This is a genomic window from Mesorhizobium sp. P2_B5, assembly GCF_056404775.1.
The window spans coordinates 429,332-442,082 of sequence record NZ_JBFUDJ010000004.1; the positions used below are offsets into that span (position 1 = coordinate 429,332).

A 12,751-nucleotide genomic window follows, 5' to 3' on the forward strand; every position below is an offset into this window, starting at 1 on the left:
CTGGATGCTGACAGTTCAGGCCTTGTCGAGCCAGACCTTGTCCAGTTGCAGTTCGAATGTCTGATGCATTTTGAGGTTTTTCACATAGGTGGCGTGATGGCGGTAGAGCGAGCGCCAGAATGACTGCACCAGAACGCCGGAATCCTGCAGGATGAACTCGACATCCTTCATCAGCTCCTTGCGCTTGGCCGTATCGGGAATGGCGAGTGCTGCATTGAGCTTCTTGTCGAACTCGGGATTGGCATAGGCCGACTCGTTCCAGGCTTCGCCGCTGCGGTAGGCTAGCGCCAGCACCTGTACACCCAGCGGACGCATGCCCCATTCGGTGGTCGACCATGGATATTTCGTCCAGTCGTTCCAGAACGAAGTGCCCGGGATGATCGTCCGCTTCACCTTGAAACCGGCCTCGCGCATCTGCGCGGCAACGACGTCAGCGGGGTCCTTCACATAGTCCGAATCGTAAGAGATAAGCTCGAACTCATGATCCATCTGGCCGGCCTCGGTCATCAGCGCCTTGGCCTTGGCAAGGTCGCGCGGCACTTTCGGCAGTTCGTAATATTCGGGATGGATCGGGCAGACGTGGTGGTTTTCGGCGACCTGGCCGAGACCGCTATAGCCGAGCTTCAGCACCGTCTCGTTGTCGACCGCGAGCTGGATGGCGTTGCGCACCCGTTTGTCGTCATAGGGCTTGTTGGTGACATTGGTGCGCAGCACGATGGTTCCGGCGGTGACGACGGATTCCTTGACCAGGCCCATGTCGTCATAGAGGTCCACCGTGCCGCCGACGGTCTGGTAGTTGCAGTCGATCTCGCCAGCCTCGAAGGCGCTGGCGATGGCGGGGTTGGAAGCGTCTGTGCCATAGTCGGTCCAGTCGACGCCGTCGAGATAGGTTTCACCGCCAAACCAGGTGAAGTCCTTGCGGCGCCGAACCGAGGCCGAGTCGCCCACCTTGTAGGAGATGAGTTCATACGGGCCGGTGCCGGGCGTCTTGGTCATGTCGGCGCCGTTCTTGTCGAAGTCGCGGTGGACGATGATGGCGGGATAGTCGGCGAAGCCCGGAATGATGGTGACATCGGACTGGCCGCATTTCAGCTTCACCGTGTGGTCGTCGACCTTGGTGATGGCGCCGGCGATCGCCTTCTTGGTGGCAGGATCGATCAGCGTGGCCATGCGGCCAGCCATCGAATTGCCCTCGGCCGCCTTGTCGCACCAGCGATCGATGTTGAAGACGATGTCGTCGGCGTTGAGCTCGTCGCCGTTCGACCACTTCACGCCCTTGCGTACATGCAGCGTGTATTCGGTGGCGTCGTCACTGACCTCCCAGCTCTCGATGAGATGGCCCTCGAAGGTGAAGTCCTGGGTGTAGCGGATCATGTAGTCGTTGCACTGGCGCAGCACGTTGGCCATTTCCGACCAGTCCCATGTGCGCGGATCCTTCATGTCCTTGATGATCATCTGCATCTTCAGGATACCGCCCTTCTTGCCGGGCTCCATCGTTGCAGCTTCGGCCGGCGTGGGAAGGCCGGCCATTGCATAGGCGAACGCCGTCGAGGCGCCCATCGCGCTCGCCGTGGCGAGGAATTCGCGGCGGTCCATCCTGCCGCTTCTGACTTCATCTGCGTAGCTTTCGATGACCGCCGGGACGCGGTCACCGTTGCTCCTGAATAGTGCCATTGTTGCTTCTCCGGTTTGGGCTTTCCGCCCGTTCATTCCCCATTACGCAGAGAATGTTAGAGGCGATGCAAAAATCCCGGAAGGGCTCGAGAGCTCACAAACCGCTGAAACCCGGCCCGCAAGACCTAATAAAACGATGCCATTGGCGTCTCAATTTTTTTCGCGTTCGGTCATGCCGATGTCGGCGACCACGCCTCAGGCGCTGTCTTCCTGCGCCCTCGCCATGATCCATTCGCGCACCGTGCGGGCGATGTTGCCCTTGGAGAGATGGGTCTCGGTCAGGTAGTAATTCCAGGGGCTGGGCGGGCGGACCGGAAACGGTTCGACGAGCAGCCCGCGCCGCAGATACGCGTGGGCAAGCGAACGCTGGGTGGCGACGAGGCCGGCGCCCATGGCGGCAAGCTCGAGCGCGATGTTGGACGCATTCGTCGACAGGCCCTTGTCGAAATCCTGCATGTCGACGCCAAGCGCGGTGGCAACGACCTGCCAGTATTCCTGGCGGCCGTGGACGAAGATCCGGTCCACCTTGAGGATATCCCCCGGCGCTTTGACGGCGTGTTCGCCTTCGAGCAGCGAAGGGGCGCACAGCAGCACCAGTTCGTCGTTCCATAGCGGAATGGCGGCGGGCGGGCGATCATCGAAGCGCCTCGTTGAAATGGTGATGTCGGCGATCTGTTCGCTGAGATCCTCCCAGATCGTGCCGTGCAGCACGATCTCGATTTCGGGATGTTTCTTGCGGAAGGCGGCCATGCAGCCGGCCAGCCAGTTTTCCGCCAGGCTCATCGGACAGGAGACGACCACGGTGCGGTTGCGCGACGACGTCACGATCGCCTCCGTCGCCTGATCGATCTGGTCGAGCGCCTGGCGCAGGGTCGGCAGGAACGCCTCGCCCATCTCGGTCAGCTTGAGACTGCGCGGATAGCGGATGAACAATTGCCGGCCGATATAATGTTCGAGCGAGCGGACATGCGTGCTGACCGCGGCCTGCGTATAGCCAAGCTCCTTGGCGGCCATGGTGAAACTCAGATGCCGGGCCGAGCTCTCGAACGACCTGATATAGTTCAAAGGCGGGGGTGGCTTCATCTCCGGCTCCTGGGCTGTGCCAGAATAGGTAGACCATGGAGCCGCAGGCGTTCAATTGCACGCAGGCGACATGGCATAGATATTTTTGGCCAATGCCGCTGAACTAATTGCGTGAATGCACGATGAACCCAAATTAATGATGGCGTGACGACAGAGGGAGTGGAGCAAGTGGCTGTGTCGCCCCATCGCCGTGAAGGGCCGGACGCAAGCGCTGAGACTGCCGTGCGCCTGGCCGACTTCGTCTTACGCCGGCCGGCCTCGGTTTTCCCTCAGGCGGTGCTGGAACAGGCCCGCTACCTCTTGCTCGACACGATTGGAGTAGCGATTGCCGCGGGGCCGATGGAGGCCGGCAGGATGGCCAGGGATACCGCGACCCTCCTCTACAATTCGAGCGATCCGAAACATTCCGCCCGCATGCTTTTCGACGGCCGTCGCGCCTCCTTGGCGGGTGCCGCCTATGCCTGCGCGACGCAGATCGACAATCTCGATGGCCATGACGGCTACAGCCCGACCAAGGGCCATATCGGCGTGGTGGTGGTGCCCGCACTGGCGGCACTGGCCGAACAGCTTCCGCAGCTTAGCGGCCCTGACGCGCTCGCAGCCCTGGTCGTCGGCTACGAAGTCGCCGGCCGCGCCGGCATCGCGTTGCATGCGACCGTGTCGGACTACCATACATCGGGCGCCTGGAATGCGCTCGGCGTCGCCGCCGTGGCGGCGCGCCTGCGCAAGCTGAATGACGAACAGTTGCGCGAGGCGCTAGGCATTGCCGAGTATCACGGCCCGCGCAGCCAGATGATGCGCGAGATCGCCACGCCGACGATGCTGCATGACGGCTCGGGCATGGGCGCGCTGACCGGCCTGTCGGCGGCGGTGCTCGCCGAACGCGGCTTCACCGGCGCGCCGGCGATCACCGTCGAGGCACCTGAAGTCGCAACGCATTGGCAGGATCTCGGCAGCTTCTGGCAGACACTGCACCAATATGTGAAGCCCTACCCGATCTGCCGCTGGGCGCATGCGGCCATCGACGCGACGCGCGGGCTGGTGCTTTCGCATCATCTCACGCCAGCCGACATCGACCATGTCCAAGTCAACAGCTTCCATTATGCCGCGACGCTGTTCGATGGCATGCCGGACACGACGTCGAAGGCGCAGTACAGCCTACGCTTTGCGGTTGCGAACTTCATCCTGCATGGCCGCATCGGGCTGGAGCATATTTCGGGCGCCGGCCTCGAAGATGCAGCTGTCGCCGAGATGCTGAACCGCATCAGCGTGTCGGAGCAGGAGCGCCACAGCGCCCGCTTCCCCGCAGGCCGCTGGGCCGATGTCGCCATCACCACGACCGATGGACGGGTGCTGACCTCAGGCGACGTGCACGCACGCGGCGGACCGGAGGCGCCGCTGACATCAGGGGAGATCGAGGCCAAGTATCTGGAGTTTGCGACACCCGTGCTCGGACGGGGCCGCGCCATGGCGATCCGCGACGCTATCCTCTCGCTGACCGATCCCGACAGCCGCTTCTCCGAGCTCTCCGCCCTGCTCTACGATCCTCCCGTGATCACCATGATCCTCCAGCGGCCGGCGTGGTAGACTGACATGCCGCTCAGGCTGCTGAAATACGGTCTCAGCCGGGACTATCCGGTCAGCGAGGACATCCCCGCCACGCCGGCGCTCAAGCCATCGTACGATGTCGTCATCATCGGCGGTGGCGGCCATGGCCTGTCCTGCGCGCATCATCTGGCGAAGTACCACGGCATCACTGGCGTCGCGGTGCTCGAAAAGGGCTATCTCGCCGGCGGCAACACGGCCCGCAACACCACGACGATCCGCTCCAACTACATCACGCCACAAGGCATCGCCTTCTACAAGGAAGGCGTGGCGCTGTTCGAGACGCTGTCGCAGGAACTCGATTTCAACGTCATGTTCTCGCAGCGCGGCCAGCTGACGCTTGCGCATTCGGAAGCGACGCTACGCAGCTTCCATGCACGCGCCGAAATGGGCAAGCATCTGGGCACGCGTACCGAAGTGGTCGACCAGAAGGCGGTCCAGGAACTGGTGCCGTCGCTCAACATGGACTATGGCGGCGCGCTCGAAATCCTCGGCGGGCTCTGGCATGCCGATGGTGGCACCGCGCGGCATGACGCGGTGGCCTGGGGTTATGCCGCGCAAGCGTCGCGGCGCGGTGTCGAGATCCACCAGCGCACCGAGGTGCAGGGTTTTGAAATCGCCGGCGACAGGGTCCAGGCGGTGAAGACAAACCGCGGCCGCATCGCCTGCGGCCAGGTGCTGATCGCCACCGGCGGAATGAATTACGATGTGGCGCTGATGGCCGGCATCGAACTGCCGATCCGCTGCTATCCGCTGCAGGCAATGGTGACGCAGCCGTTGAAGCCATGGCTCAACACGCTGGTCTCCTCCGTCTCGCTGCACACCTATCTCGTGCAGTCGTCGCGCGGCGAGGTGGTGATCGGCGGCGGCTCCGATCCCTACCAGCTCTACTCGACACGCTCGACGCTCGACATGAAGGAGCATCTGGCCGAAGGCGCGGTGCATCTGTTCCCGTTCCTGCAAGGTGTCAGGCTGCTCCGGCAATGGGCCGGGATTACCGACATGACGCCGGACTACAGCCCGATCATGGGCGCCAGCCCGCTCGACAATCTATGGCTCGATTGCGGCTGGGGCACCTGGGGCTTCAAGGCGACGCCGGTCGCCGGCAAGCGCATGGCCGAGACCATCGCCAGCAGCCGCGTGCCCGATATCCTGAAACCGTTCGCGCTGGAGCGGTTCGAGACCTTCCAGCTGCTCAACGAAATGGGCGCGACGGCGGCGAGCCACTGACGATGAAGATCATGACCTGCCCGATGAATGGCCCGCGCAACATAGACGAGTTCCAGTCTTTTGGGCCGGTGCGCGACGAGTTGGATCCTGAACGGACCGCCGACGCGGACTGGTCGCGGCACCTGTTCCGCGCCGAGAACCGCAAAGGCGTCGTGGTCGAGTGGTGGCGGCATGTGCCGAGCAATTATTTTTTTCTCGCCGAACGCGATCTGGTCAGCAACGAGATCATCCGCACCTTCGATGCCTCGCAGCGCAGCGGCCAGTCATGAACCGCCTGCCCGCCCCTTTCGGTACCCGCATCGACCGGACACGCCCGCTGCGCTTCAGCTTCGAAGGCAAAAGTTTCGATGCCTATGCCGGCGACTGCATCGCCAGCGCGCTCGCCGCATCGGGGCAGTGGATGCTTTCGCGCTCGTTCAAATACCACCGCCCGCGCGGCGTCTTCAGCATGAGCGGCGCCGAGGCGAACACGCTGGTGCAGCTGCCTTCGGAGCCCAACGTCGCAGCTGACCGCACACCGGTCAGCGAGGGCCTGCAGGTCCGCGCGCAGAACGTCAACGGCTCGCTGGCGCGTGACCGCGACGCGATCATCGACAGATTTGGGCGCTTCCTGCCGGTCGGTTTCTACTACCGCACCTTCATGGGACCGCGCCGCGACAGCTGGCTGAAATTCTGGGAGCCGATCATCCGTCGAAAGGCGGGGCTCGGCATCGTCGACACCGAGGCCGCGCAACGGCATTTCGACAAGTCGCATCTTCATTGCGACGTGCTTGTGGTCGGCGCCGGTCCGGCCGGCCTGAACGCGGCGATCGCTGCTGCCGAAGCGGGTGCCGATGTCGTGCTCTGCGACGAGAATCCGGAGATCGGCGGATCGCTGACTTACGGCCGCTACGACCCGGCAACGCTTGCGGACCTGACGGCGCGTAGCGAGGCGCTGCCGAATCTCCGCGTGATGACGGGCACGCTCTGCAATGGCTGGTACGAGGACAATTGGCTGCCGCTGATCCAGGGCGACCGGCTCTATCGCATACGCGCCCGCGAGGTGATCCTTGCCACTGGCGCGATCGGGCAGCCTGCAATCTTTCGCAACAATGATCTGCCGGGGATCATGCTGGGCAGCGCCGCACAGCGGCTGATCCGCCACTATGGTGTGCGCCCCGGGCAAAAGGCCGTGGTGCTGACCGGCAATGACGAGGGTTATGCCGTCGCGCTCGATCTGGTCGAGGCCGGCGTCTCGGTCATGCTGGTCGCCGATCCACGATCCGGCGGCGTGCCGGGTCCGCTCGAAGCCGAGCTGCATGGCAAGGGCGTGGCGATCCAGAAGGCGGTGACGGTTGAAGCTGCGGAAGGTCGCGGCGGACACCTTGCCCGTGTACGCGTGGGCGGGCGCAGGGTAGAATGCGACCTGCTGACGATCTCCGTTGGCGAGGTGCCGGCGTGGCAATTGCCTTGTCAGGCGGGCGCCAAGGTCGGGTACGATGACGTCAGCGGATCGATGACGCTCACGCTGGCGCAAGGGTCGGTGCGGCTTGCCGGCTCGGTCGCCGGAGACCATGGCCTCGAAGGCGCTGTTGGCGGCGGCCGTCGCGCCGCTGCGCTGGCATTGCAGCGGCTCGGCCATGCGGTTGCGCGAGATACAGTCCTCGGCAAAGTGAAACCATCCTGTCCGGTCCATGTGCAGCCGATCCTTGCCGATGCGAAGGGCCGCGACTTCGTTGATTTCGATGAAGATTTGCAGGTCAAGGACCTGCACAACGCCATCAAGGATGGCTACCGCGAGAGCGAGCTGGTCAAGCGCTTCACCACGGTCGGCATGGGGCCGAGCCAGGGCCGCCATTCGGCGCTGGCGACGGCGCGGATCGTCGCCGAAGCGACCGACCGGACGGTGGCCGAAGTCGGCATCACGACGGCGCGCCCACCGGTCGGCCCGGAGACGCTCGGCGTGCTTGCCGGCCATCACGAGGTGCTGGAACGGCGCACCGCACTGCACGCCAGGCATCTGGCGCTCCACGCCGTGATGAAGCCGGTCGGCGTCTGGTGGCGGCCGTATTTCTATGGCGATGCCAAGGATGCGCAAAAGGCGATCCACGACGAGATCATGGCCGTGCGCGAAGGCGTCGGTCTGCTCGACGTCTCGACGCTCGGCAAGCTGGAGCTGCGCGGGCCGGATGCCGGCGAATTCCTCGACCGGCTCTACACCATGGCGCATGCCAACCAGCCGGTCGGGCGCGTGCGTTATTGCCTGATGCTCAACGAAATGGGCTCAGTGGTCGATGACGGCGTTGCCTACCGCATGGCCGACGACCGGTTTTATGTGACGGCGACCACAGGCGCCGTCGCGCGCGTCTATGCCGACATGCTGTTCTGGAATGCGCAGTGGCGGCTCAAGGTCGATGTGCTCAACCTGACCGGCGCCTTCTCCGGCCTCAACGTCACCGGCCCGAAGGCACGCTCGGTGCTTGAAGCCTTGTCAGGCGATATCGATTTCAGCCGCGAGGCCTTTCCCTATCTCAGCGGCCGCGAAGGCGTCGTCGCCGGCGTGCCGGTGCGCGTCATGCGGGTCGGCTTCACCGGCGAACTCAGCTTCGAATTGCATTGCCCGTCCAGCCTCGCGCCGGCGCTCTGGAATGCGGTGATGGAGGCCGGCAAGCCGCATGGCCTCACGCCTTACGGGCTGGAAGCGTCGCGTATCCTGCGGCTGGAGAAAGGCCATATCCTGATCGGCCAGGATACGGATGCGATCACCACGCCGGACGAGCTCGGCTTCGGCTGGGCGGTGTCGAAGAAGAAGCCGTTCTTCGTCGGCAAGCGTTCCATCGAAATGCGCGCCAGGCTTGGCCATGCGCGCAAGCTGGTTGGTTTGCAATTTCCCGCCGGCGCCAAAGACATACCCGGCGAGAGCTGCCTGGTGCTGCGCGGCAACGATCCCGTCGGCCAGATCACCTCGATCGGCTTTTCGCCGACGCTCGGCTGTTCCATCGCGCTGGCTTATGTCCATGTCGACGATTCCATAGACGGAAGCCGGGTGATGGTGAAGTGCCGCAATGGCGCTCTGGTCGAGGTTCCTGTGGTTGGGCACGCTTTCTTCGACCCGACCAATGCGCGGCAGGAGATGTAGATGGCGGGCCTCGACGCAATGCCCATCTTTCCCTTCGAGCCTGGTGGCGCGGCGCATGGTGCGGCACTCCCTTCCGGCACCGTCGCTCTGACCGATCTCACGGCCAGCCCGCGTTTCGGTCTGAAGGGCGGCGGCAGCGCGGCCTGGCTCGCCGCGCATGGTGTTGCCCTGCCCGCGATCAATCGCATCGGCAGCCACCGCGGCATGCGCGTGCTCCGCCTCGGCAATGAGGATATTCTGCTGCTTGGCGAAGATGCCGGTGAGCCGCTGGCCGAACTGCGGGGCGTCTGGGAAAGCGACAACGGACCGAAAGGCTATTCATCCTGGCGCGAGGAAGCCTGGGCGTGGATGCGACTTTCCGGTCCCGCAATTGCCGAAGCGATGAGCCAGCTCTGCGCACTCGATCTGCGCCCCGACAGATTCAGCGCCGAGGACATCGCGCAGACGCGTGTCGGCCATATCGAGGCGGTTACCTTCCGCGCGCCGGGCGGTTTCGATGTACTGTTCGACGTCACCGCGTCGGCGTATTTCGCCCGGACCGTCTCGGCGGTGGCAAGGCACTGCACGCAACATCAGGCATAGAGGATATACATGACCCGCCCGCAAGGAACCATCGCCCCGATCCTGACGCCGTTCGAGAACGATGGCCGCATCGCCCGCGACCTCTGGATCTCGCACGCCAAATGGGTGCTGGACCAGGGCGCGCATTTCCTGTCGCCCTTCGGCACCACGGGCGAGGCGCTGTCGCTCTCCCTCAGTGAGCGCATGCAGGCGCTGGAATGGCTGGTCGAGGCCGGCATTTCGCCCACCCGGATGATGCCCGGCACCGGTGTCACCGCATTGCCCGAAACCATTGAACTGTCCAAGCATGCGGTCGGCCTCGGCTGCGCCGGCGTAATGGTGCTGCCTTCGTTCTTTTACACCGCGGCCGGCGACAACGGCCAGGCGCGCTACTACAGCGAGCTGATCGAGCGGGTGGCCAACCCCGCACTGAAGATGATCCTCTACCACATCCCGCAAAACTCCGGCGTCCCGGTGAGCCCGGCCTTGACCGCCCGGCTGAGCGCGGCGTTTCCGGAGACCGTCGTCGCCTACAAGGACAGCGCCGGCGACTGGAACAACACGGCAGCGGTGATTGCAGCCGCACCTGCGGTCGCGGTGTTCCCGAGCTCCGAGGCACAGCTCACCAAGGGCCTCGCCAGCGGCGCGGCGGGCTGCATCTCGGCGACCGTCAATCTCAATGCAGCCGCCATCCGCGCCCTCTACGACGCGACAATCGCCGGCAAGGACGTCACGGAAGCGGATGCCGCGATCAAGGCGTTCCGGAAGGTCATCCAAGATGCCGGTCTGATCCCGGCGATGAAGGCGGTGCTGGCGGTGCGTTCCGGCGACCTACGCTGGCTGAACCTGCGCGCGCCGCACGAAAATGCGACGCCGGAACACGGCAAGACGCTGCTTGCCGCGCTCGGTCCCGCGGCCGACCACATTGGCTGCGGCTGAGGCGCAAGACATGTCGGCTCACCCCACCGTCATCCTGCACACGGACCGGCCGGCCGCAGCGATGGCGGTGCTTGGGGAGACGCATCCCGATCTCGCCGTCCATGCCTGTGACACCTACGCGGCTTTGCCGGCTCTGATCGAGCAGACTTCAGCCGAGGTGGTCTACACCGTCCGCTTCGACGGAACGCCACGCTTTCCGCGCCAGGCTCTTGTCGAAAGCGCCACCGTGAAGTGGGTATCGGTCGGCGGTTCGGGAACCGATCATCTCGGCCGCTGGGACCCGGCGCGCGTCACGGTGACCAATTCGGCCGGCGTCGCCGCCGGCATGCTGGCGGAATATGCGCTGGGAGCCATGCTGTCCTTCTCGCTCGACCTGCGCGGTTTCGAGCGCCGCCAGCAGGCACGCCAGTGGGGCGGTGGCCGCGTCGAGCCAATCGAAGGCAAGACGGTTCTCGTCATTGGCCTCGGCAAGACCGGCGCGGCCGTCGCCGCGCGCGCCAAGGCGATGGGCATGGAAACGCTCGGCATCCGCGCGCGGCCGAAGCCGATGCCCAGCCTCGACGAGGTGCACGACCCGGATGCCCTGCTTGCTCTTCTCGGTCGCGCCGATTTCATCGTCTGTTGCGTGCCGCTGCTGGCCGGCACGCGCGGCCTGCTCGGCAAGGCGGCCTTCGCGGCGATGAAACCGTCAGCCGTGCTCATCGATATTTCGCGCGGTGGCGTGACCGACGAGGCTGCGTTGCTCGAAGCCCTCGACAGCAAGCGGATCAAGGGCGCGGCTCTGGACGTGTTCAGCACAGAACCGCTGCCGGCGGACCACCCTTTGTGGGGCTACGACAATGTCGCCATCACGCCGCATTGCGCAGCGGTCTACGAGGGCTGGGACGTAAAGTCGGTGCAGATGTTCGCCGACAATCTGAAGCGCTACCGGAGCGGCGAGCCGCTGAAGAATGTGGTCAATCCGGAGCGCGGCTACTGAGGCCGGGAGAACGAAACAAATGACGCAGGACAGGCGCGGCGGGGGCCGCAGATCGAAGATCGGACGCAGCGGCGGCGGCATCGCGCAGCTGCCCTGGCAGCATGTCGAGAACCCCTATCCGCCGATGCAGTTGCTGGACGAGGATCGGATGCAGCGTCTGCACGACACCTCGATGCGCATCCTGTCGGAACTCGGCATTCGCGTCATGAGCGAAAAGGTAATGGATCTGTTTGCTACGGCAGGCGCGATCGTCGACCGCGAGGAAAAGACCATCAGGATCGACGAGAGCCTGGTTACCGAGGCGCTACGCGCCGTTCCGTCCTCTTTCAGGTTGACCAGCCGCAATCCGCAAAAGCAGGTCCATCTCGGCGGCAATTCGCTGGTGTTCGGCCTCGTCGCCGGCCCGCCCAATGTGCATGACTGCATCAATGGCCGCCGCCAGGGCAACCTGCCCGACTATCAGAACTTCATCCGGCTGGCGCACCACTTCAACGCCATCCACATCATCGGCAACCAGGTTGTGGCGCCGATGGAACTGCCGGCCAATGCGCGCCATCTCGACACCTATTACGCCAACCTGACGCTGAGCGACCTCTCCTTCCACTGCACGGCGATCGGCCGCGCCAGGGCGATGGACGGCATCAACATGATGGCGATTGCGCGCGGCATCAGTGTCGAGGAGATGCGGGCCTCGCCGGGCGTGACGACGATCATCTCGATCAACTCGCCGCGCCTGTTCGACGACGCCATGGCCGAAGGCCTGATCGCGATGGCCGAGCACGGCCAGCCGGTGACGGTCACCCCGTTCACGCTGATGGGCGCGATGACGCCGGTGACATTGGCGGCGGCTCTCTGCCAGCAGAATGCGGAGGCATTGTTCGGCGTGGTGCTGACGCAGCTGGTCAATCCGGGCACGCCGGTGATGTACGGCGCCTTCACTTCCAATGTCGACATGAAATCGGGCGCGCCAGCCTTCGGCACGCCGGAGAACGCCAAGGCCAACATTATCGCCGGGCAATTGGCGCGGCGCTACAATCTGCCCTACCGCACCTCCAACGCAAACGCCTCGAACGTCGTCGATCTGCAGGCGGCGTATGAGACCGAGATGGCGACCTGGGGCGCGGTGCTCGGCGGCGCCAATTTGATCTATCATGCGGCCGGCTGGCTCGAAGGCGGGTTGACGGCCTCCTACGAAAAGCTCGTGCTCGATGTCGAGATCCTGCAGAACATGATGGAGTTCCTGCGGCCGCTGCCGTTCCAGGAGGACGATCTCGGTTTCGAAGCGATCAAATCGGTGCCGGCCGGCGGCCATTTCTTCGGCGCCGAACACACAATGTCGCGCTACACCACCGCCTTCTATCAGCCGATGCTGTCCAACTGGCAAAACCATGGCGCCTGGGAGGAAGCCGGTGGCAAGGATGCGCTGGAGCGCGCCACCGAGCTCTGGCAGCAGGCGCTGCATGATTACGAGGAGCCGGTGATGGATCCCGCGATCCGCGAGGAGCTTGACGCCTATGTCGCGCGCCGGCGTGAAGAAATCGCCGCCAATCCGGACGGCTGAC

10 protein-coding genes are annotated in these 12,751 nt (G+C 64.5%); 8 read left to right on the top strand and 2 right to left on the bottom strand.

The annotated features are described in order from the left end of the window. Positions 1-15: 15 nt before the first annotated feature. Positions 16-1,674, bottom strand: coding sequence for an ABC transporter substrate-binding protein (locus tag AC1D1N_RS17640; protein WP_477349992.1), 1,659 nt, complete (start codon positions 1,672-1,674; stop codon positions 16-18). Positions 1,675-1,869: 195 nt separating this feature from the next. Beyond that, the gene (locus tag AC1D1N_RS17645; RefSeq protein WP_192255932.1) at positions 1,870-2,757 is read right to left on the bottom strand and encodes a LysR substrate-binding domain-containing protein; all 888 of its coding nucleotides are present in this window, start codon (positions 2,755-2,757) and stop codon (positions 1,870-1,872) included. A gap of 168 nt (positions 2,758-2,925) precedes the next feature. Between AC1D1N_RS17645 and AC1D1N_RS17650 the strand changes: the two genes are divergently transcribed. From AC1D1N_RS17650 to AC1D1N_RS17685, 8 genes are read left to right on the top strand one after another with little or no spacing between them, the layout of a single operon-like run. After that, positions 2,926-4,344: an MmgE/PrpD family protein gene (locus AC1D1N_RS17650; protein WP_477349994.1), complete on the top strand. Its 1,419-nt coding sequence runs from the start codon at positions 2,926-2,928 to the stop codon at positions 4,342-4,344. 6 nt (positions 4,345-4,350) lie between these two features. Next, complete coding sequence (locus AC1D1N_RS17655; protein ID WP_477349996.1) at positions 4,351-5,592, top strand: FAD-dependent oxidoreductase; 1,242 nt, start codon at positions 4,351-4,353, stop codon at positions 5,590-5,592. A gap of 2 nt (positions 5,593-5,594) precedes the next feature. Further along, the gene (locus AC1D1N_RS17660; protein ID WP_352557136.1) at positions 5,595-5,861 is read left to right on the top strand and encodes a sarcosine oxidase subunit delta; all 267 of its coding nucleotides are present in this window, start codon (positions 5,595-5,597) and stop codon (positions 5,859-5,861) included. Next, positions 5,858-8,710 (top strand): 2Fe-2S iron-sulfur cluster-binding protein, encoded by a 2,853-nt coding sequence (locus tag AC1D1N_RS17665; protein ID WP_477349998.1) that lies wholly within the window; start codon positions 5,858-5,860, stop codon positions 8,708-8,710. The genes AC1D1N_RS17660 and AC1D1N_RS17665 overlap by 4 nt, the downstream gene beginning before the upstream one ends. Beyond that, positions 8,711-9,292, top strand: a complete 582-nt coding sequence (locus AC1D1N_RS17670; RefSeq protein ID WP_477350000.1) for a hypothetical protein — start codon at positions 8,711-8,713, stop codon at positions 9,290-9,292. A 9-nt stretch (positions 9,293-9,301) separates the two neighbouring features. Further along, positions 9,302-10,210: a dihydrodipicolinate synthase family protein gene (locus AC1D1N_RS17675; RefSeq protein WP_477350002.1), complete on the top strand. Its 909-nt coding sequence runs from the start codon at positions 9,302-9,304 to the stop codon at positions 10,208-10,210. 10 nt (positions 10,211-10,220) lie between these two features. Next, complete coding sequence (locus AC1D1N_RS17680; RefSeq protein ID WP_477350004.1) at positions 10,221-11,189, top strand: D-2-hydroxyacid dehydrogenase; 969 nt, start codon at positions 10,221-10,223, stop codon at positions 11,187-11,189. A 19-nt stretch (positions 11,190-11,208) separates the two neighbouring features. Beyond that, on the top strand, positions 11,209-12,750 hold the full coding sequence (locus AC1D1N_RS17685) for a trimethylamine methyltransferase family protein (RefSeq protein ID WP_477350006.1): 1,542 nt from the start codon (positions 11,209-11,211) through the stop codon (positions 12,748-12,750). Position 12,751 lies beyond the last annotated feature (1 nt).

Bases quoted from the DNA above. Each gene is read 5' to 3' on its own strand.
- AC1D1N_RS17640 (WP_477349992.1), bottom strand. From the start codon at position 1,674: ATGGCACTATTCAGGAGCAACGGTGACCGCGTCCCGGCGGTCATCGAA.
- AC1D1N_RS17645 (WP_192255932.1), bottom strand. From the start codon at position 2,757: ATGAAGCCACCCCCGCCTTTGAACTATATCAGGTCGTTCGAGAGCTCG.
- AC1D1N_RS17655 (WP_477349996.1), top strand. From the start codon at position 4,351: ATGCCGCTCAGGCTGCTGAAATACGGTCTCAGCCGGGACTATCCGGTC.
- AC1D1N_RS17660 (WP_352557136.1), top strand. From the start codon at position 5,595: ATGAAGATCATGACCTGCCCGATGAATGGCCCGCGCAACATAGACGAG.
- AC1D1N_RS17665 (WP_477349998.1), top strand. From the start codon at position 5,858: ATGAACCGCCTGCCCGCCCCTTTCGGTACCCGCATCGACCGGACACGC.
- AC1D1N_RS17670 (WP_477350000.1), top strand. From the start codon at position 8,711: ATGGCGGGCCTCGACGCAATGCCCATCTTTCCCTTCGAGCCTGGTGGC.
- AC1D1N_RS17675 (WP_477350002.1), top strand. From the start codon at position 9,302: ATGACCCGCCCGCAAGGAACCATCGCCCCGATCCTGACGCCGTTCGAG.
- AC1D1N_RS17680 (WP_477350004.1), top strand. From the start codon at position 10,221: ATGTCGGCTCACCCCACCGTCATCCTGCACACGGACCGGCCGGCCGCA.
- AC1D1N_RS17685 (WP_477350006.1), top strand. From the start codon at position 11,209: ATGACGCAGGACAGGCGCGGCGGGGGCCGCAGATCGAAGATCGGACGC.